This window comes from Xanthomonas sp. SI (genome assembly GCF_014236855.1).
In the GTDB taxonomy this organism is placed as follows: domain Bacteria; phylum Pseudomonadota; class Gammaproteobacteria; order Xanthomonadales; family Xanthomonadaceae; genus Xanthomonas_A.
On the sequence record NZ_CP051261.1, the window covers coordinates 2,990,803 to 3,009,557 of the forward strand.

At 68.2% G+C, this 18,755-nt stretch carries 16 protein-coding genes and 5 tRNA genes; 4 read left to right on the forward strand and 17 right to left on the reverse strand.

Translation table 11 applies throughout. The features are described 5' to 3' along the window. Window positions 1-21: 21 nt before the first annotated feature. The 5 genes from HEP75_RS12450 to HEP75_RS12470 form a co-directional block, all read right to left on the reverse strand. A tRNA-Glu gene (locus HEP75_RS12450) sits at window positions 22-97 on the reverse strand. A 48-nt stretch (window positions 98-145) separates the two neighbouring features. Further along, a tRNA-Ala gene (locus HEP75_RS12455) sits at window positions 146-221 on the reverse strand. Between the two features lie 105 nt (window positions 222-326). Beyond that, a tRNA-Glu gene (locus HEP75_RS12460) sits at window positions 327-402 on the reverse strand. Between the two features lie 48 nt (window positions 403-450). Then, window positions 451-526: transfer RNA gene (locus tag HEP75_RS12465), tRNA-Ala, on the reverse strand. A 529-nt stretch (window positions 527-1,055) separates the two neighbouring features. Then, window positions 1,056-1,142 (reverse strand) — tRNA-Leu (locus HEP75_RS12470). 134 nt (window positions 1,143-1,276) lie between these two features. Here HEP75_RS12470 and HEP75_RS12475 point away from each other — a divergent pair. Next, entirely contained in the window at window positions 1,277-1,657 is a 381-nt protein-coding gene (locus tag HEP75_RS12475; RefSeq protein ID WP_185816347.1) for a response regulator, read from the forward strand. Window positions 1,658-1,814: 157 nt separating this feature from the next. After that, window positions 1,815-5,618 carry a PAS domain-containing protein gene (locus HEP75_RS12480; protein WP_255423847.1) on the forward strand — a complete coding sequence of 1,268 codons (3,804 nt, stop codon included), beginning with the start codon at window positions 1,815-1,817 and terminating at the stop codon, window positions 5,616-5,618. Between the two features lie 57 nt (window positions 5,619-5,675). Here HEP75_RS12480 and HEP75_RS12485 read toward each other — a convergent pair whose 3' ends face one another. From HEP75_RS12485 to HEP75_RS12495, 3 genes are all read right to left on the reverse strand, one after another. Next, complete coding sequence (locus HEP75_RS12485; RefSeq protein WP_185823745.1) at window positions 5,676-8,048, reverse strand: Tex family protein; 2,373 nt, start codon at window positions 8,046-8,048, stop codon at window positions 5,676-5,678. 126 nt (window positions 8,049-8,174) lie between these two features. Further along, the gene (locus HEP75_RS12490; protein ID WP_185816345.1) at window positions 8,175-9,800 is read right to left on the reverse strand and encodes a hybrid sensor histidine kinase/response regulator; all 1,626 of its coding nucleotides are present in this window, start codon (window positions 9,798-9,800) and stop codon (window positions 8,175-8,177) included. A gap of 75 nt (window positions 9,801-9,875) precedes the next feature. Further along, window positions 9,876-10,091, reverse strand: coding sequence for a hypothetical protein (locus tag HEP75_RS12495; RefSeq protein WP_185823128.1), 216 nt, complete (start codon window positions 10,089-10,091; stop codon window positions 9,876-9,878). Between the two features lie 176 nt (window positions 10,092-10,267). On the opposite strand from HEP75_RS12495, the gene HEP75_RS12500 reads away from it, so the two are divergent. Further along, the gene (locus HEP75_RS12500) at window positions 10,268-11,479 is read left to right on the forward strand and encodes an FAD-dependent oxidoreductase (protein WP_185823746.1); all 1,212 of its coding nucleotides are present in this window, start codon (window positions 10,268-10,270) and stop codon (window positions 11,477-11,479) included. Between the two features lie 3 nt (window positions 11,480-11,482). On the opposite strand, the gene HEP75_RS12505 is transcribed toward HEP75_RS12500, so the two are convergent. The 6 genes from HEP75_RS12505 to HEP75_RS12530 are packed head-to-tail and all read right to left on the reverse strand — an operon-like array spanning window position 11,483 to window position 15,536. After that, complete coding sequence (locus HEP75_RS12505) at window positions 11,483-11,965, reverse strand: hypothetical protein (protein WP_255423848.1); 483 nt, start codon at window positions 11,963-11,965, stop codon at window positions 11,483-11,485. After that, the gene (locus tag HEP75_RS12510) at window positions 11,935-12,138 is read right to left on the reverse strand and encodes a PspC domain-containing protein (RefSeq protein ID WP_179564868.1); all 204 of its coding nucleotides are present in this window, start codon (window positions 12,136-12,138) and stop codon (window positions 11,935-11,937) included. The genes HEP75_RS12505 and HEP75_RS12510 overlap by 31 nt, the downstream gene beginning before the upstream one ends. A 28-nt stretch (window positions 12,139-12,166) precedes the next feature. Beyond that, complete coding sequence (locus HEP75_RS12515) at window positions 12,167-12,544, reverse strand: DUF5329 family protein (protein WP_255424103.1); 378 nt, start codon at window positions 12,542-12,544, stop codon at window positions 12,167-12,169. Between the two features lie 49 nt (window positions 12,545-12,593). After that, window positions 12,594-13,670: a class III poly(R)-hydroxyalkanoic acid synthase subunit PhaC gene (locus HEP75_RS12520; protein ID WP_185823748.1), complete on the reverse strand. Its 1,077-nt coding sequence runs from the start codon at window positions 13,668-13,670 to the stop codon at window positions 12,594-12,596. After that, on the reverse strand, window positions 13,667-14,875 hold the full coding sequence (phaE, locus tag HEP75_RS12525; protein WP_185823749.1) for a class III poly(R)-hydroxyalkanoic acid synthase subunit PhaE: 1,209 nt from the start codon (window positions 14,873-14,875) through the stop codon (window positions 13,667-13,669). Before phaE ends, HEP75_RS12520 begins: the two co-directional genes overlap by 4 nt. A 46-nt stretch (window positions 14,876-14,921) precedes the next feature. Continuing rightward, complete coding sequence (locus HEP75_RS12530; protein ID WP_185816338.1) at window positions 14,922-15,536, reverse strand: phosphatidylcholine/phosphatidylserine synthase; 615 nt, start codon at window positions 15,534-15,536, stop codon at window positions 14,922-14,924. A 144-nt stretch (window positions 15,537-15,680) separates the two neighbouring features. On the opposite strand from HEP75_RS12530, the gene HEP75_RS12535 reads away from it, so the two are divergent. Beyond that, window positions 15,681-16,439: a 3-hydroxybutyrate dehydrogenase gene (locus HEP75_RS12535; protein ID WP_185823750.1), complete on the forward strand. Its 759-nt coding sequence runs from the start codon at window positions 15,681-15,683 to the stop codon at window positions 16,437-16,439. Window positions 16,440-16,732: 293 nt separating this feature from the next. On the opposite strand, the gene HEP75_RS12540 is transcribed toward HEP75_RS12535, so the two are convergent. The 3 genes from HEP75_RS12540 to HEP75_RS12550 form a co-directional block, all read right to left on the reverse strand. Further along, entirely contained in the window at window positions 16,733-17,221 is a 489-nt protein-coding gene (locus HEP75_RS12540; protein ID WP_185816336.1) for an 8-oxo-dGTP diphosphatase, read from the reverse strand. 57 nt (window positions 17,222-17,278) lie between these two features. Then, a complete protein-coding gene (locus HEP75_RS12545) occupies window positions 17,279-17,785 on the reverse strand; it encodes a DUF1249 domain-containing protein (protein WP_185816335.1) in 507 nt (168 codons plus the stop codon). A gap of 146 nt (window positions 17,786-17,931) precedes the next feature. Next, window positions 17,932-18,753 (reverse strand): pyruvate, water dikinase regulatory protein, encoded by an 822-nt coding sequence (locus HEP75_RS12550; RefSeq protein ID WP_039009881.1) that lies wholly within the window; start codon window positions 18,751-18,753, stop codon window positions 17,932-17,934. Window positions 18,754-18,755 lie beyond the last annotated feature (2 nt).

Below are 18,755 nucleotides of genomic sequence, written 5' to 3' on the forward strand. Positions count from 1 at the left end.
TGCCGGGTGTCTTCTTGTAGATGGCGTCCCCACGGGGATTCGAACCCCGGTCGCCACCGTGAAAGGGTGATGTCCTAGGCCTCTAGACGATGGGGACGCTGATAACGATGTAGCTTTTGCGGACAGGCCTAGTGCCCGAAAAAGTTGGTGGAGCCAGCCGGGATCGAACCGGCGACCTCTTGCATGCCATGCAAGCGCTCTCCCAGCTGAGCTATGGCCCCACGTGTACTGGCAGAAGCGGAATCTTACTCGATTTTGCCGGCATGTACAAACCCCGCACAAAAAAAGTCCGGCAGTGCCGGACTTCAGGTTTCTTGCAAATAAAATGGCGTCCCCACGGGGATTCGAACCCCGGTCGCCACCGTGAAAGGGTGATGTCCTAGGCCTCTAGACGATGGGGACGCTGATAACGATGTAGCTTCTGCGGACAGGCCTAGTGCCCGAAAAAGTTGGTGGAGCCAGCCGGGATCGAACCGGCGACCTCTTGCATGCCATGCAAGCGCTCTCCCAGCTGAGCTATGGCCCCACGTGTGCTGCGAGGAGCGGAATATTAGCGATGGCGCCCTGCCTGCGCAAGCGTTTTTTGAAGTTTTTTTAACAACGCAGCGCAGGCGAATTCGGCGCTCGGCGGTCGCACGCGCCGATCGTCTGCATCCATCGCATCGACGCAATCGCGTTCGATCGCATTCGATTGCCGAAAGCTGGCCACTGTCGTTGTGCGGGCCAGACAGTCGCGCCGAGCGCGAAAGGCCGAATCGCACATCACCTATAGATAGATAGCCAAGGAAGGCGAAGTCGCTATCGGCTTCCCGCACCAGTTCGTCCGCGCCGCAGCGTGGACCGGGACAGGTCATTACTTCCAGTTCCGGGCAGGCAAGCATCGATGGGAAGCAAAGGGATGCCCTGCCCGCCTCCAGCAAGCACAGGCGATCGACGCCGGCTTCGGTGCAGATGCGATCCTCCCGGCCAGACACCGCGGCGCGGCGGCATGCCGGTGCGGAGTCCCAAACCCGATCGCGCAAAAAACAAACGGCAGCCGAAGCTGCCGTAGGTCCTGGTGCCGAAGGTGGGACTCGAACCCACACGCTTTTAAGGGCGGCGGATTTTGAGTCCGCTGCGTCTACCGATTCCGCCACTTCGGCGCGGCCGCGCAGTATAGCCGACCGCAACCGGCTGCGACAGGGGTAAATCCTTCATCTTCGTTGGGATCGCGATCCAACCAGGGTCAGCGCGGCTGCCGCTATAATTTCCGTTCCCAAACCTTAACGAGCAAGCGATGTCGGCATTGCGGGGCCTGCGTATCCTGGTGGTCGAGAACGACGAAATGAACGCCACGCTGCTGGAATTGCAGCTTGCCCAAGCCGGCGCCGACGTGATCGGCCCGGCGGAATCGGTGCGGGAAGCGCTTGTGCTGATCGACCAGGAGCGGCCGGATCGGGCGGTGCTCGATTTCCGCCTGGCCGCCGGCGAGACCAGCGAGGCGGTCGCGCGGATGCTGACCGAGCGTGCGATCCCGTATGTGCTGGCCACCGGCGTCGCGGCCGAATCGCTTCCTGCCGGTTTCGCCGCCGGAGTGGTGCTGACCAAGCCCTATCTGTCGGAACAGCTGATCAAGGCGCTGGGCGATGCTCACGCGAAAATGACCGCTCGCCCTTGAGAATCCCGGATCGGGAGCCTGCCCCGCAGGGATCGATTCGAGGGATTTCGCCATCAACGCTCACAACCGATCGCCCCCTCCTGTCTGGCTACCTGCCAACAGCGTCACGGGAGACTTGCTATGCGCCATCGATTGGTCCAGCCATGAGCTGGGACCGATGCAGGAATGGCCGCAGAGTCTGCGTTCGGCACTGTCGATCTGCCTGAGCTCGCGCTTCCCGATGGTGATCCGCTGGGGCACGCGGATGATCAATCTCTACAACGACGCCTATATCCCGATCCTGGGGATGCGCCATCCCTTCGCCTTCGGGCGCGCGGCGGCCGAGGTGTGGCCCGACGTGTGGCCGGCGGTGGGTGCGCAGGCCGAACAGGTGATGGCCACCGGCGAGTCGACCTGGAACGAGCACGTCCCATTCGTGATGATGCGCAACGGCTACAGCGAAGAGGTGTATTTCACCTTTTCCTACAGCCCGCTGTTCGACGACCACGGCGGCATCGGCGGCGTGCTGTGCGTGTGCACCGAGGACACCGCCCGGATCAAGCTGGAACGCGAGCGCGACGCGTTGCTGAAGGCGCTGGATGCGCAGCGCACGCAGATGGCCGATGCGTTCGAGCAGTCGCCGGCGGCGCTGGCGATCCTGCGCGGCCCGGACTATGTGGTCGAAAGCGTCAACCGCCGCTACCAGCAACTGGTCGGGCCGCGCGAGGTGGTCGGCAAGCCGCTGGCCGAGGCGATCCCGGAGATCCAGCAGCAGGGCTTCATCCGCCTGCTCGACAACGTGCGCGCCAGCGGCCTGCCCTTCACCGGCGAGTCGATGACCTTCAACCTGCGCCGCACACCGCATGAAACCGTCTCGGAAACCACGCTGGAATGCGTGTATCAGCCGATGCGCGACGCCGAAGGCAAGGTCACCGGGGTGCTGGTCCACGGCATCGACCGCACCGAGCAGACGCGCGCGCAGGCCCACGACAGCTTCCTGTTGATGCTCGAGGATGCGCTGCAGAACCTCGACAGCGCCGAGGCCATCTGCGAGACCGGCGCCGCGCTGCTCGGCCGGCACCTGCAGGCGAACCGCTGCGCGTACGCGATCGTCGATGCCGACGAAGATACCTTCGACGTACGCGCCGACTATGCCGACGGCACCGCGCATCTGACCGGGCGCTCGCGCCTCAGCGACTTCGGCAGCGACCTGCTGGAATGCATGCGCGAGAACCGGCCATGGGTGGTGCAGGACAGCGAGACCTATTCGCCGCCGCCGCACTTCGACAATGCCGGCTACCGGCGCCTGGGCATGCGCGCGTTGCTGAGCGCGCCCCTGCACAAGGCCGGTCGCCTGGTCGCCGTGGTCGGCGTGCACCAATTGCGGCCGCGGGTCTGGACCTCGGCGGAAATCGAACTGGTGCGGCTGGTCGCGGCGCGCTGCTGGGAATCGATGGAGCGCGCCAGCGCGCAATCGGACCTGGCGCGCAGCGAGGCGCGTTTGCGCGAGTTGGCCGATGCGATGCCGCAGATCGTGTTCACCGCCACGCCCGACGGCGACGTCGACTATTTCAACCGCCGCTGGTACGAATACACCGGCCTGCCGGTCGGCGAAGCCAGCTACGACAGCTGGCGCAAGGTGCATACCGAGGATGGCCTGGCGCGGGCGATGCAGGCCTGGCCGGACGCGGTGCGCAGCGGCCAGCCCTACGAAATCGAATACCCGCTGCGCCGCCACGACGGCAGCTATCGCTGGCACCTGGGCCGCGCGCTTCCGATCCGCGACGACGGCGGCCGGATCGTGCGCTGGATCGGCACCAATACCGACATCCACGATCGTCGTGTGGTCGAGCAGCGCCTGCAGGAAAGCGAACTGCGCTTCCGCAACCTGTGCGACAACGCGCCGGTGCTGATCTGGATGGCCAACGCCGATGGCGATTGCGAATACGTCAGCCGCCAGTGGTACCTGTTCACCGGACAGACCGAACAGGAGGCGATGGGCTCGGGCTGGATGGAGAAGATCCACCCCGACGACGCCGCGGCGGTCGGACGCACGCTGGCCCGCGCCGCCGCCGATCGCCGCGCCTTCAGCATCGAATACCGGCTGCGCCGCCACGACGGCGAGTACCGCTGGTGCGTGGATACCGCCTCGCCGCGCTTCAGTTCGTCGGGCCAGTTCCTCGGCTTCATCGGCTCGCTGCTGGACATCGCCGAGCGCAAGCGCATCGAGAACGCCACCGCCGCCGAGCGTGCGGCGTTGGAGATGATCACCACCGGCAAGCCGCTGGGCGCGGTGCTCGAATCGATCGCGCGCGGCATCGAGGCGCAGAGCGACGCGGGCCTGCGCTGCACCATCATGCTGGTCGACGAACACCGCCAGTGCCTGCTGGAAGGCGCCGCGCCGAGCATGCCCGCGGCGTTCCGCAAGATGGTGCACCGCCTGCCGATCGGCGAGCGCAGCGGCTGTTGCGGGCGCGCCGCGTTCCTGCGCCGGCAGGTGCTGTGCAGCGACGTGCGCGTGGACCCGAACTGGCAGGAATATCTGGTCGCGGCCACCGAAGCCGACATCGTGGCCTGCTGCTCCACGCCGATCCTGGCCAGCGACGGCCAGGTGCTGGGCGTGGTCGCGCTGTACCACCCGTTCGTGCACTACCCCACCGTGCACGAGCAGGACCTGGCGCGCTCGGCCTCGCACCTGGCCGGCATCATCATCGAACGCCGCGAAACCGATCAGCGCCTGCAACAGTTGCTCGCCGCCGAGCAGAGCGCGCGCGGCGAGGCCGAGCGCGCCAGCCGCATGAAGGACGAATTCCTGGCCACGCTGAGCCACGAACTGCGCACCCCGCTCAACGCGATCCTGGGCTGGTCGCGGCTGATGCAGGGCGATGCGGTACGCGAAAAGGACCTGAGCCGGGGCCTGGAAGTGATCGAGCGCAGCGCCCATGCGCAGGCGCAGATCATCGACGACCTGCTGGACATGAGCGCCATCCTGTCCGGCAAGGTGCGGCTGGAAGCCACCGAACTGGATCTGTGCGCGCTGGTCGGCGAAGCGATCGATGCGGCGCGGCCCAGCGCCGAGAGCAAAGGCATCGACATCGCCCTGACCCCGTGCAGCGACGCCCCGGTCCTGCCCTATCTCGGCGATGCGGTGCGCCTGCAGCAGGTGCTGACCAACCTGATCGGCAATGCGATCAAGTTCACCCCCAGCGCGGGCAAGATCGCGGTGACGCTCGACAACAGCGCCACCCACCTGCGGATCAGCGTCAGCGACAGCGGCGTCGGCATCGATCCGCTGTTCCTGCCGCATGTGTTCGACCGCTTCCGCCAGGCCGACGCCAGCAGCACGCGCAGCGCCGGCGGCCTGGGCCTGGGCCTGGCGATCGCCAAGCAATTGACCGAAATGCACCACGGCCAGCTGTCGGTGAGCAGCGAAGGCGTCGGCCTGGGCGCCACCTTCACCCTGCTGCTGCCGCGCAACGATCCGCAGAGCCTGCATCCGGCGCGACGCAACGACGGCGCGGCGAACGCCGCCGCCGCGTTGCAGCGCGGCGGGATCCGCTTGAACGGCATGCGCGTGCTGGTGGTCGACGACGACATGGACTCGCGCGGCGTCACCCAGCGTTTTCTGCAGGAAGCCGGTGCGGTGGTCGATGCCGCGGTGTCCGCCGACGATGCCGAATCGCTGCTGCGCGAGCGTCCGTACGACCTGCTGGTCAGCGACGTGGGCATGCCGCGCCGCGACGGCCACAGCCTGATCCGCAGCGTGCGTGCGCGCGGCGCCGGCGCAGTCAGCCGCATTCCGGCGATCGCGCTGACCGCGTACGTGCGCGGCGAGGATCGTTCGCTGGCGCTGGAGGCCGGCTTCAACGCGCATCTGGGCAAGCCGGTGGATCCGGTCAAACTGATCGCGCTGGCCGCCTCGCTGGCGCAGCCGCACAGCGCCACCGAACAGGACCCGAACGCGCAAGCCGAACCGGCCTGAGCCGGCGCGGCGCCACGGCGCCGAACGCGTGCCGCGGCCGCCGCGGCACGCGGCCGCTTAGTTGCGCTTGGCGCGGGCGAACGCGTCGGCCAAGGCGCTGTTCAATGGCGGCGCAGTCGGTGCGCGCGGCTTGCCGTTGCCACTGCCACCATTGCCGCCGCGCGCATCGCGCTCGCGCCGCGGCGCGCCCGGCGCCGGACGCGCGCCGCCATCGCGCTCTCCACTACGCGCCGACGCCGGTGCAGGCGCATCGTCCAGGCGCCGGGTCAGCGCGATGCGCTTGCGCGCCACATCCACTTCCAGCACCTTGACCTTGACGATATCGCCGGCCTTGACCACATCGCGCGGATCCTTGACGTAGCTGTCGGACAACGCGGAGATGTGCACCAGGCCGTCCTGGTGCACGCCGATATCGACGAAGGCGCCGAACGCGGCCACGTTGCTGACCACGCCTTCGAGCACCATGCCCGGCTTGAGGTCCTTGATGTCCTCCACGCCGTCGGCGAAGCGCGCGGCCTTGAACTCCGGACGTGGATCGCGGCCTGGCTTCTCCAGTTCCTTGAGGATGTCGCGCACGGTCGGCACGCCGAACTTTTCGTCGGTGAACTGGTCCGGCTTGAGCGCGCGCAGGAACCCGCCGTCGCCGATCAGCGCCTTGATCGGCTTGCCGGTGGCGCCGACGATGCGCTCCACCACCGGATACGCTTCCGGGTGCACCGACGAGGCGTCCAGCGGCTCGTCGCCATCGGCGATGCGCAGGAAGCCGGCGCATTGCTCGAAGGTCTTGTCGCCCAGCCGCGGCACCTTCAGCAGGTCCTTGCGGCGCTTGAACGGGCCGTTGTCGTCGCGGTGGCGGACGATGTTCTCGGCCACGCTGGCCGACAGCCCGGACACGCGCGACAGCAGCGCCGCCGAAGCGGTGTTGACGTGCACGCCGACCGCGTTGACGCAGTCCTCCACCCGCGCATCCAGCGCCCGCGCCAGGCGGTACTGGTCCACGTCGTGCTGGTACTGGCCCACGCCGATCGCCTTGGGCTCGATCTTGACCAGTTCGGCCAGCGGATCCTGCAGGCGCCGCGCGATCGACACCGCGCCGCGCAGCGACACGTCCAGTTGCGGGAATTCCTTGGCCGCGAATTCGGACGCCGAATACACCGACGCGCCGGCCTCGCTGACCACGATCTTCTCCAGCGTCAGCTGCGGGTTCTGCTTGATCAGGTCGGCGGCGAGCTTGTCGGTCTCACGGCTGGCGGTGCCGTTGCCGATCGCGATCAACTCCACGCCATGCTGCGCGCACAACTGCCGGAGCGTTTGCAGCGACTGGTCCCACTGCTTGCGCGGCTCGTGCGGATAGATGGTGTCGGTGGCGAGCAGCTTGCCGGTGGCATCGACCACCGCGATCTTGCAGCCGGTACGGATGCCCGGATCCAGGCCCAGGGTCACCCGCGCGCCGGCCGGCGCGGCCAGCATCAGGTCCTGCAGGTTGTCGCCGAACACCGCGATCGCCTCGGCCTCGGCCTTCTCGCGCGCCTGGTTGAACAGGTCCAGCAGCAGGTGCATGTGCAGCTTGGCGCGCCAGGTCAGGCGGCACGCGTCGAGCAGCCAGCGGTCGCCGGGACGGCCCTGGTTGGCGATGCCGGCACGCACCGCGACGCGGCCTTCGGCGTACTGGTGGCCGGCCTCGGCATCGCTGCCCGGGTCCAGTTCCAGATAGACGATTTCCTCGCGGCGTGCGCGGAACAGCGCCAGCAGCCGGTGCGAGGGAATCTTGGCCAGCGCCTCGGCGTGGTCGAAGTAGTCGCGGTACTTGGCGCCTTCCTGCTCCTTGCCTTCGGCCACGCGCGCGCGGATCACACCGACGTCGGCGAGCCAGCCGCGCAGTTCGCCGACCAGCGCGGCGTCCTCGCCCCAGCGCTCCATCAGGATCGCGCGCGCGCCTTCCAGCGCCGCCTTGACGTCGGCCACGCCCTTCTCGGCATCGACGAAGCCGGCGGCGACACTGTCCGGGGTCAGCGACGGATCGGCCAGCAGACCATCGGCCAGCGGCTCGAGGCCGGCTTCGCGCGCGATCTGCGCGCGGGTGCGGCGCTTGGGCTTGTACGGCAGGTACAGATCTTCCAGCCGCGACTTGGTATCGGCGGCGACGATCTCCGCGCGCAATTCGGCGCTGAGCTTGCCCTGCTCGTCGATGCTGGCCAGCACCGCGGCGCGGCGGTCTTCCAGCTCGCGCAGATAGGTCAGGCGGGTTTCCAGGTTGCGCAGCTGGGTGTCGTCGAGGCCGCCGGTGACTTCCTTGCGGTAGCGCGCGATGAACGGAACGCTGGCGCCTTCGTCGAGCAGGGCGATGGCGGCGCGGGCCTGGGCCGGCTGCGCGCCGATCTCGGCGGCGATGGTATTGGCGATCTGCTGGGCGAGCTGAGTGTCGTGCATTGCATCCGGCCGAAGCCGCCTTGCGGAAAACGCCATTTTCGCAGCGCCGGCGCCGTCCGGGAACCCGTTGACACGGGCGCGCCGACCTGTCGGCGTCGGCTCACGCCGCAGGCCGACTTGTCGGCATCAGCTCACGCCAGTGGGGCCGTCCAGCACGATGCGCACCTTGCGGACCAGCTCCTGGCGGTTGTAGGGCTTGGACAGCACGTCGAATTCGGTGCCGCCGGCGTCGGTGCGCTCGATCGAGGTCTCCGCGTAGCCGGTGGTCAGCAGCACCTTGATCTTCGGCCGCCGCCGCCGCACTTCGCGCGCCAGCATCACCCCGTTGAGGCCGCCGGGCATGATCAGGTCCGAATACAGCAGGTCCACTTGCACGCCCTTGTCGAGCAGTTCCAGCGCTTCGCGCGCGTTGTGCACGACATGGGTGGCGTAGCCCTGGTCCTCCAGGAACAGCCGCGCCAGTTCGGCGATGTCCGGCCGGTCCTCCACGATCAGGATCGTCTCGCTGCCCTGCCGGTCGGAGGCGCGGCGCGCGCGCGAGTCGCGCGGCGCCGGGTTCTCGACGTTGTCGTCGATCGGGAAGTACAGCCGCACCGTGGTGCCGTGGCCCTCCTCCGAATACAGCCGCACCGCGCCGCCGGACTGCTTGGCGAAGCCGTAGACCATCGACAGGCCCAGGCCGGTGCCCTTGCCCTCGTCCTTGGTGGTGAAGAACGGATCCAGCACGTGCGCCAGCACGTCCGCGGACATGCCGCTGCCGTTGTCGGTGACCGACACGCAGACGTAGTGGCCGGGCAGCAAATTGTCGTAGGTGGTCGGTTCGTCGGCGCGGATCGAGACGTTGCGGGTCTGGATCACCAGGCGCCGTGCGGGCTGCTCGGCCATCGCATCGCGCGCGTTGATCAGGATGTTCAGCAGCGCCACTTCGGCCTGGGTCGGATCGATCCGGCAGTTGCGCAGGTCCGGCGCCAGGTCCAGCGAGAACACGATGCCGTCGCCCAAGGTGCGCTCGGCCACGTCGCTCATGCCGGCGACCAACGTGTTGAGGTTGAGCACGCGCCCTTCCAGCTTCTGCTTGCGCGCGAAGGCCAGCAGCTGCTGGGTCAGCCGCGCGGCCTGGCCGGACGCGTCGCGCGCGCGCTCCACGCTCTTGCGCAGCCGCGCCGGATCCAGCGGCTCGCGTTCCAGGCCATGCTCGATCAGTTCCAGGTAACCGGACATCACCTGCAGCAGGTTGTTGAAGTCGTGCGCGATGCCGCCGGTCAGCTGGCCCAGCGCCTCCATCTTCTGCGCTTGGCGCAACGCGTCTTCGGTATCGCGGCGGCGGCTGACGTCCAGCTGCGAGCCGAAGTAATAGACCAGTTCGCCGTGCTCGTTGTAGACCGGCGAGATGAACAGCGCGTTCCAGAAACTGGAACCGTCCTTGCGGTAGTTGAGGATTTCCACCGCCACTTCGTTACGCGCGGCGATCGCCTCGCGCACGCTATCCACAGTGTCGCGATCGGTGTCCGGTCCCTGCAGGAAGCGGCAGTTGTTGCCGAGCAGCTCTTCGCTGCTGTAGCCGGTCATTTCCAGGAACGCGCGGTTGACGAACACGATGGGATTGTCCGCCTGCCGCGGATCGGTGACGATCATCGGCATCCGCGTGGTTTCCACCGCGGCGAAGAAGATATCGCTGCGGTGCTCGGACAGATCGGCGGTGGTGCTTTCGTGGACGGTGACGCGCGAATTGCTGGAGTCGGGTGCGGGCATGGTCGAGGAGAGATCGATGCGAACCGCTGCTGGCCCGGCTAGGCGGGCGACCACACCGGGGTTCGCATGCCGGTGTCAACGCGAATAATACTGGTGCAAGCGTTCCACGACGATCTCGTCCTGCAGCGATTCCAGCGCCATGATCCGGACCCGGCGATCGCTCAGCGCGAGCACGCGCTCGACATAGATCTCCGGCCCCTGGTCGGTCTCTTTCATCGATTTGCTGAAGCCATAGGGCATCACGCCCTTCTGGCCATCCTTGCTGCCACCGATATACAGAACGACCGACATGACGCTTCCTCTGCTGGGAATTCGTGGAACTGGCGCGCAGCCTACACAGCGCGTCGTGAGGGCGCTCTCCACGCAGGTTAATCGCGGCTGTTTGCCCGCAAATGACTTGCGCCTGCCTCACGCCGGCTTAACCGGATCTAGGCATTAGTCGCGCACCTCCACGGCAACCGGCATGTATGGATCTCAAGAGCGGCTATCCCTTCTGGTCGGTGCGCAATGGCCTGATGCAGAGCTTCCCGCAGTTGCATAGCGACCTGCGCTGCGACGTGGCGATCGTTGGCGGCGGCATCACCGCGGCCTTGATCGCCGACGAACTGGTCGCGCATGGCCATGACGTCGCGGTGCTGGAGCAACGCGACATCGGCTGGGGCAGCACCGCGGCCAGCACCGCGCTGCTGCAATACGAGATCGACACGCACATGCTCGACCTGGCCAAGCGCTATGGCGAAGACGCCGCCGCCCTCGCCTACCGTTCCTGCGCGCAGGCGCTGGAGCAGTTGCGTGCGCTGGCGCGGCCGCTGCGCGACGTCGACTTCGGCTGGAACGACAGCCTGTACTACGCCAGCCGCCGTCGCCACGTGCGCGTGCTGCAGCAGGAACTGCAGCTGCGCGCGCGACACGGCCTGGAAGTGGAATGGCTGGACGCACAGGCGTTGCGCGCCGGGTACGGGGTCGAGGCGCACGGCGCGATCCTCAGCCACCAGGCCGCGCGGGTCGATCCGTATCGCCTCACCTATCGCCTGCTCGGCCGCGCGCACAAGCGTGGCGCCGGCGTCTACGACCGCACCCGCATCGCCGACATCCAGGTGAGCGGCCGCGGCGCCACGCTGCGCACCGACCAGGGCATGCAGGTGCGCGCCGGCCACGTGGTGATGGCGGCCGGCTATGCCAGCCAGGGCTGGCTGGACCAGCGCGTGGCCAAGAACCGCAGCAGCTACGCCTTCGTCAGCGATCCGCTGGACGACGCCCAGCTCGGCGTACTGAAGGACACCATGGTGTGGGAAAGCGCGCGCCCCTATCTATACCTGCGCAGCACCGGCAACGGCCGCATCGTCGCCGGCGGCGAGGACGACAGCGTCGACATCCCGATGCGCCGCGACGCGCGGGTGGACAGCAAGGCGCGCAAGCTGTGCCGCAAGATCGCCAAGGCGATGCCGGGGCTGGAACTGCAGCCGACCTTCGCCTGGGCCGGCACCTTCGCCGAGACCGCCGACGGCCTGCCGTTCTTCGGCCCGCACCCGCAGCACGGGCCGCGCATGCAGTTCGCGATGGCCTACGGCGGCAACGGCATCACCTACAGCATGCTCGGCGCGGGCCTGCTGCGCGCGCAGATCGAGCGCCGCGCGCATCCATTGAAGCAACTGTTCGGTTTCGCGCGGCTGGACTGAGCGTCAGCGCCGCCACGGCCACCAGCCGTGGCCGTGCAAGGCATAGCGGTCGGCGGCGCGCTCCAACGGATTGCGCACGCCGACCCCGCCGCAGGCGAAGTACAGCGGCAGGAACAAAGGGCCGAGCAGCAGGTATTGCAGCACGTGGGCGCGTTCGTGATCGCCCAGGCGCACGTTCGGGTGCCAGCAGCGGCCGGCGGCATGTTCGTAGGTGGCGCACGCCACATCCAGGTCGTCGGCACTGACCAGGATCACGTTGCCGAGCGTCAACGCCCCGCGCGGTCCCCAGGGGAAGCGGTCGAACACCAGCGCCAGTTCGCGCCGACTGATCCGCGCGCGCGCGCCGAACGGCATGCCGGCGCATCCGGCGATCAGGCCGAGCAGCGTATTGGGCGAGGTCCACAGCGCGCCCAGCGCGAAACCGGCCAGGCGCAGCGCATCCAGCGCCGGCCGGGTCAATCGGCTTCGTTGGGAATCAGCAGCCACAGGATCAGATAGACCAGGATGCCGGGAAACGCGGCCGAGGCGATCGAACCGACCACGTAGACCACGCGCAGCAGCGTCGCGCTCCAGCCGAAGCGATGCGCGATGCCGCCGATCACGCCGGCGAGCATGCGGTCGTTGAGCGAGCGCGACAGCGTGGGGGTGGACTGGGACATGGCGGCGGCTCCTGCGGCGAAGGCGCGCTCAGTCTGGGCGCGGCGCCGCGGACGCGGCGTGACGGCGCAGCGCGGCCAGTTGCTGCGCGAACCAGGTCGCCGCGTCCTGCTCCGGCTGGCCCGGACAGGCCACCCGATAGGCCTTCCCGCTGCTACTGCTGCGGCTGGCGCCGCGCTCGATGAATTGCTCCGCGCTGGCGGCCAGGTCGCGCTTGCGCAGGTAGTCGTACTTGCGCTGCAGATGCGCCTTGGCGTCCGCCGCCGGGTACCAGTTGCCGTTGCGCTGAAACCGGCACGGCGAAGCCTGCAAGGCCGCCAGCAGCGCGCCGATTTCGCGCTCGGCGACCGGCGATGGCGCCGCCGCGGCGGCGACCGTGTAGACGCAGGCCAGGCCGAACGCCAGCAAGCGCACACCGAGCCGGCGCGGGAATCGCACGGCGCGCCGCATCACGCGTTCACTCGCCGCCATCGCGCTCGGCCAGCCAGCGGTGCAGCGCCGCCGGCACTTCGCGCTGCGCGCGGCCGGACACGTAGATGCCGATGTGGCCGCCGCGGAAACTCAGCTCGGCATAGTCGTCGCTGCCGACCAGGCCGCGCAGCGCGCGCGACGCGTCCGGTGGCACCAGGTGGTCCTGTTCGGCGTAGATGTTGAGCACCGGCATGGCGACCTTGGCCAGGTCCACCGCGTGCTCGCCGATGCGCGCGCGGCCATGCATCAGCGCGTTGTCCTGGTAGAACTGCTTGACGAACTCGCGGAAGGTCTCGCCGGCTAGGTCGGGCGAATCGAAGATCCACTTTTCCATGCGCAGGAAATCTTCCAGGGCGCGCGGATCGTCGAGGATGTCCAGCAGCCCGACGTACTTCTGCAGGTTCAGCCGGAATGGTTTGAGCATCAGGTAACTGGCGTTCATCAGGTCCGCCGGCACATTGCCCAGCGTGTCCACGAACAGATCCACGTCCACCTGCCGCGCCCAGCTGGACAGCATGTTGTCCGGGGTATGGAAATCCACCGGCGTCACCATCGTCACCAGGTTGCGGACTTTGTGCGGCTGCAGCGCCGCATAGCACAGCGAGAAGGTGCCGCCCTGGCAGATGCCGAGCACGTTGATCGGTGCACCGCCAGCCGCGTCGCGCAGGTGATCGACCGCGCCGTCGATGTAGCGCAGCAGATAGTCTTCCAGGGTCAGGTAGCGCTCGGAACGGTCGGGATAGCCCCAGTCCAGCACGTACACGTCCTCGCCCAGCGCCAGCAGGCCCTTGACCAGCGAGCGGTCGGCCTGCAGGTCGACCATGTACGGGCGGTTGACCAGCGCATACACGATCAGCAGCGGCACCTTCGCGGTGGGCGGCCGCTCGCCGACGAAGCGGTACAGCACCACCTTGCCGTCGCGCCACACTTCCTGCCGCTCGGTGACGCCGTACTGCACTTCGTCCAGTCCCGGCAGCACGCGCAGCCCTTCCATGAGCTTGCGCTGCAGCTCCAGGGTTTCCTGCAGCAGGTCGTCGCTGCTGAAGCTCAACGGCCCTTTCATGCGCGGCTCCTACGCGGCGCCGCAGCCGACTTGCCACGCGCCGGCTTGGCCGCAGCGGGCTTGGGTTTCGCGGCAGGCCTGGACTTCACACCAGGCTTGGACTTCGACTTCGCGGCAGGTTTGGACTTGATCGGCGGCTTGGGAGTGGCAGCAGAACGCGCAGTGGACGGCTTGGAAGCGGCTTTGCTCCTCGCGCCAGCCGCCTTGGACGCCGCAGCGGCCGCAGGCCTGGATCGCGACGGCGGCCGCGGTGCGGCCTTGCCGCTCGCGGTCGGCTCCGAGGGCGCCGCCGCAGCGGCCGGCGCAGCGCCCCGCTCCAACCGGCGCAGCCGCCGCTCCAGATCGGCGATATGCCGATGCGCCGCATCCAGCTCGGTGCGGGTGGGCAGACCCAACTGTTCGCACAGCTGCTCGGTCTCGCGTTGCAGCAGCGCGCGCAGGCGCATCTGCGCATTGGCGAAGCCGGCGTAGACCTCGCGGAATTCTTCCGACAGCGCGGACGCGGCGTAGGCCTCTTCGGCGGCATCGATCCACAGGTCGAACATCGCCCGCGCGTTGGTCAACTGGCGGCCTGGATCCTCGTGCTCGCGCAGCTTGGCCTCGAACACGCCGAAGGCGCGGTCGATCGCACCCTGCAACTGGCCCAGGTAGGCCTGCAACTGCGCCTGGTAATCCTGCTGCGCCTTGGCCAGCGCGCGCCAGCGCGCGTGGTGATTGCGGCCCGGACCGAAGCCCGGCATCTGCAGCCACGGCCCGCTGTCGCGCTGCCAGCCCTGCAGCCATTGCGCCGCCTGCTGCAACCAGGGATCCACGCCGGCCTGGCCGGCGCCGCGCGCCGCGCCGAGCAGCCATTGCAGCATCTGCTCGCGCTGGCCCTGCACCTGCTGTTTCCAGGCGTCGGCCACGTCGGCACTGCTGGCATCGCGCCCGGCGAACTGTGCCGCCACCTGCTGCATCGCGCCGAACCACTCGCCGGCCTGCTGCTGCAACTGCGACACCGCGTCCTCGGCCTGCGCGCCGGTACCGCGCGGCAACCACTGCGCCCAGGTGTCGATCGCCTCGCGCCACGAACCGTGGCCGGCACCGTCGGCGGGCGCTTGCGCGGCCGCGCCGCCGCCCTGGCGCAACGCGTCGCTCCACGCGCCCCAGTACTGCCGCGCCAACGCTTCGAAATCGCCGGCACCGCTGCCGCCGCTAGCCTTCATCGCCACCCTCCCAGGTCAGACGGGGATGATAGCAACCTGCCGCCGCTCAAGGCTTGGGAATGCGCAGGGTCTTGCTGATCATCAGCGATCCGGACAGCGCGAACAGCAGCACCAGCGGGTGCAGCAGCCACGGCCCCAGCCGCCATTGGCCCCACCACAGCGCATCGCCGAGATGACCCAGGTGCGCGGCCACCGCGAGCACGATCACCAGCGCCAGGCTGCTCGGGATCGGCGTGCCTTCGAAATACGGCACCTTGTCGCCGTCGCCGGCCAGCTGCTCGGCGGTGACGTTGTAGCGCGCCAGGCGGCTGACCCCGCAGCACACGAAGAAACTCAGCACCAGCCAGTCCCAGCCGCCCTGCATGCCGCAGGCATAGGCCAGCGCCGCCGGGGCGACGCCGAAGGAGATCACGTCGGCCAGCGAATCCAGTTCGCGGCCGAGCGTGGACGAGGACTTGCGCCAGCGCGCCACGCGCCCGTCCAGCGCATCGAACACGAACGCCAGCGGAATCAGCGCCATGCCGATCAGCAGGTCGCTGCGCCGGCCCTCCTGCAGGAAGCGCATCGACGCGAACACCGCGCCGGTGCCGCAGAAGGCATTGGCCAGGGTGAACCAGTCGGCCAACTGGAATTCGCGCAGCATCGAAAAGTGGCGTTTCATCGGCATAGCGTGGCGGATCCGGCGTGAGAAGAGTGCGACCGGCACAGGGTAGCGTGGCGCCACCGCACTGGCGAGGACCGGCGCCATGGCGCCCTCGCCCGGCGCTGCTACGCTGCGCATCTTCCCTCCCGACAGGTGCTTCCCATGCAGACCGTCCTGATCACCGGTGCCGCCAGCGGCATCGGCGCCGGCATCGCCCGCGAACTGGCCGCCGGCGGCCGCCACATCGTCGTCAGCGATCTGGATGCGGGCGCGGCGGAAGCCGTGGCCGCGCAACTGCGCGCGGCCGGCGGCTCGGCCGAGGCGGTGGCGCTGGACGTGGCCAGCGAGGCCAGCATCGGCGCGGCGCTGGCGGCGATCTCGCGGCCGCTGGACGTGCTGGTCAACAACGCCGGGCTGCAGCACGTGGCGCCGCTGCAGGAGTTCCCGATGGCCAAGTGGGGCCTGCTGATCGAGGTGATGCTGACCGGCGTGGCGCGCCTGACCCAGGCCGTGCTGCCGGGCATGCGCGCGCGCGGCTTCGGCCGCATCGTCAACATCGGCAGCATCCATTCGCTGGTCGCCAGCCCGTACAAGAGCGCCTACGTCGCCGCCAAGCATGGCCTGGTCGGGTTCTCCAAGGCCGTGGCGCTGGAAACCGCCGACACCGACATCACCATCAACACGCTGTGCCCCAGCTACGTGAAAACCCCGCTGGTGGACAAGCAGATCGCCGACCAGGCGCGCACCCGCGGCATTTCCGAAGCCGATGTGATCGCGCAGGTGATGCTCAAGCCAATGCCCAAGGGCGTGTTCATCGACTACGACGAACTGGCCGGCTGCGTCGCGTTCCTGGCCTCACCGGCGGCGCGCAACATCACCGCGCAGACCATCGCCATCGACGGCGGCTGGACCGCGCAGTAGCGGCGCGCCGCGTTGCGGCAACACCGACGCCGGCCGATACCGCAATCGATGCTGGCGAATTTTTCGCCAGCCTGGCGACAGGCGTTGCGCTGCAACGCGATCGAAGTCTTATCCACAGCGTTTGGCCGGTTCCATCCACACCCGCTGTGGAGAAACGCAGCCGGTACTGGCGAAATTTTCGCCACCCACAAAAATCGGGCAGCAGTTTCAGCGACTTGCCACGCTTGCCCACAGGCTTGTGCAGGATCGATCCACAGCCGCTGTGGACAAGCGCGGCGCAGGCGCGATGCCGCTCAGACCCGTGAATAGCGCCAAGACAGCATGCGCCCGTCGCGGTACGGCATCACCCCGTGGAACGGGCGCGGATCGCCGTCGAACACCAGCGGCAGGAAGTGGCGGTCGCCCTCCCACAGCGGCAGCGCGTCCATCTCCGCCACAGGCACCCAGGCCAATGTGCCCTCGGCGTTTTCGGTAAAGGGCTCGCCGCTGTAGGCGCTGATCAGGAACAAGAAGCCCAGCCAGTCCTCGCCATGCTTACCGAAACCGGGCCAGCTGATCGTGCCGCGCAGTTGCAGCGCATCGCATTCGATGCCGGCTTCTTCGCGGATCTCGCGGCGCATGCCGTCCAGCACGTCCTCGTCCGCCTCGACCTTGCCGCCCAGGCCGTTGTACTTGCCCAGGTGGTGGTCGCCGGGCCGCGCATTGCGATGGATCAGCAGCACCTTGGAGCGGTCGGGCGACAGCACGTAGCCCAGCGTGGCGACGATCGGGGTGTAAGGCATGCGGCAGGCGGGCGAGTCGGCGGGCGCGCAGTATGCCGCATCCGCCGCGGCCAACGATCAGGGCGCGGGCGCCGCCGTGTCCTCGGCCGGGCGCCGCAGCGGCCCGGCCGGCTTCAGCGTGGCCACGCCATGGCCGCGCTCGGCCAGGTATTCCAGCCACTTGCTGAGGAAGGTGTTCATGCGCATGCGGTGGCTGATCAGTTCCGCCGGCGGCGGATACAGCCCCATCACGTCCTGCCAGCGGCGGCCGACGTAGCAATGCGTGGTCTCGGCCTGGCGCGCGTCGCGGTACAGGCGCACGTAGGCCGACGGATCCGGCTCGCCGGTGAGCGGGTCGCACAGGTCGTAGGTGATGCGCAGTTCCACCGTGTAGCGGTGGTGTTCGATCACGTCCAGGCGCAGGTCCAGGCCGTCGCCGATCGAGGACAGGTAGCTGCCCACGGCCAGGTCGGACGGCACGAACAGCCGGTTCAGGTGCACGAAGTTCTCGGCGTACAGCCCCATCAGCCAGCCGAATCGGCTCAGCCGGGGGATGCGTTCGCTGCGGGTCAGGGCGTGTTGCATGGAGCCGATGCTACACGCTGCAACGCCGCCGCGGCAGCATTGACGGATCGCCCGCGCCGGCCTACCTTGGAAGTCTCGGCACCGAGGCGCGATCGCCTCACAGATGGGCCGATTTCACGCAGGCGCCACGATCCACGCTGCCGCGCTCAGAACATCTCGCGCTGCAGCCCCAGCGTCGCCAGCACCTTGCTGGAAATTTCCTCGATCGAGGTATGCGTGGTGCTCAGCGTCGGGATCCGCTCCATCCTGAACATGGTCTCGGCCGCGGACACCTCGCGCCGACACGTCTCCAGGTTGGAATAGCGCGAATTCGGCCGCCGTTCCTGGCGAATCTGCTGCAGCCGATCCGGATCGATGGTCAGCCCGAACAGCTTGCTGCGATACGGACGCAAGCGCGGCGGCAGCCGGTCGTGCTCCAGATCCTCCTCGGTCAGCGGATAGTTGGCCGCACGCACACCGTAGTGCAGCGCCAGGTAGATGCAGGTCGGCGTCTTGCCGGCGCGCGAGACGGCGACCAGGATCAGGTCGGCCTCGTCGTAGTTGATCGCGATGCCGTCGTCGTGGGTCAGCGCGAAGTTCATCGCGTTGATACGCCGGTGATAGGTCTCGAAATCGACCAGGCCGTGCGCCTGCCCCACCCGCGAATGCCGCGGCGCGTTCAACTCGCGCTCCAGCGGCTCGATGAACGGCGCGAACACGTCGAGCATCAAGGCCCCGCTTTCCGACAGCAGCATGCTCAGCTGCGGATCGACGCAGGAATTGACCACGATCGGCCGCACCTGATAGCGCTCGCCGGCGGCATGGATACGCTGCGCCGCCTCGCGCGCTTTTTCCGGATCGTCTACGAACGACATGCGGTCGGTGACGAAGCTGAAACCGCTGAACTGGGTGAGCAGGCTATGCCCAATGGTTTCAGCGGTGATACCGGTTCCATCGGACACGTAGAACACCGGTCGGATCGTCGACATTG

What these genes read in the sequence shown, in the direction of transcription:
- HEP75_RS12550 (WP_039009881.1), bottom strand. Translation starts at nt 18,753, where the DNA reads ATGTCGACGATCCGACCGGTGTTCTACGTGTCCGATGGAACCGGTATC.
- HEP75_RS12475 (WP_185816347.1), top strand. Translation starts at nt 1,277, where the DNA reads ATGTCGGCATTGCGGGGCCTGCGTATCCTGGTGGTCGAGAACGACGAA.
- HEP75_RS12485 (WP_185823745.1), bottom strand. Translation starts at nt 8,048, where the DNA reads ATGCACGACACTCAGCTCGCCCAGCAGATCGCCAATACCATCGCCGCC.
- HEP75_RS12535 (WP_185823750.1), top strand. Translation starts at nt 15,681, where the DNA reads ATGCAGACCGTCCTGATCACCGGTGCCGCCAGCGGCATCGGCGCCGGC.
- HEP75_RS12510 (WP_179564868.1), bottom strand. Translation starts at nt 12,138, where the DNA reads ATGTCCCAGTCCACCCCCACGCTGTCGCGCTCGCTCAACGACCGCATG.
- HEP75_RS12545 (WP_185816335.1), bottom strand. Translation starts at nt 17,785, where the DNA reads ATGCAACACGCCCTGACCCGCAGCGAACGCATCCCCCGGCTGAGCCGA.
- HEP75_RS12480 (WP_255423847.1), top strand. Translation starts at nt 1,815, where the DNA reads ATGCAGGAATGGCCGCAGAGTCTGCGTTCGGCACTGTCGATCTGCCTG.
- HEP75_RS12520 (WP_185823748.1), bottom strand. Translation starts at nt 13,670, where the DNA reads ATGAAAGGGCCGTTGAGCTTCAGCAGCGACGACCTGCTGCAGGAAACC.
- HEP75_RS12530 (WP_185816338.1), bottom strand. Translation starts at nt 15,536, where the DNA reads ATGAAACGCCACTTTTCGATGCTGCGCGAATTCCAGTTGGCCGACTGG.
- HEP75_RS12490 (WP_185816345.1), bottom strand. Translation starts at nt 9,800, where the DNA reads ATGCCCGCACCCGACTCCAGCAATTCGCGCGTCACCGTCCACGAAAGC.
- phaE (WP_185823749.1), bottom strand. Translation starts at nt 14,875, where the DNA reads ATGAAGGCTAGCGGCGGCAGCGGTGCCGGCGATTTCGAAGCGTTGGCG.
- HEP75_RS12540 (WP_185816336.1), bottom strand. Translation starts at nt 17,221, where the DNA reads ATGCCTTACACCCCGATCGTCGCCACGCTGGGCTACGTGCTGTCGCCC.
- HEP75_RS12495 (WP_185823128.1), bottom strand. Translation starts at nt 10,091, where the DNA reads ATGTCGGTCGTTCTGTATATCGGTGGCAGCAAGGATGGCCAGAAGGGC.
- HEP75_RS12500 (WP_185823746.1), top strand. Translation starts at nt 10,268, where the DNA reads ATGGATCTCAAGAGCGGCTATCCCTTCTGGTCGGTGCGCAATGGCCTG.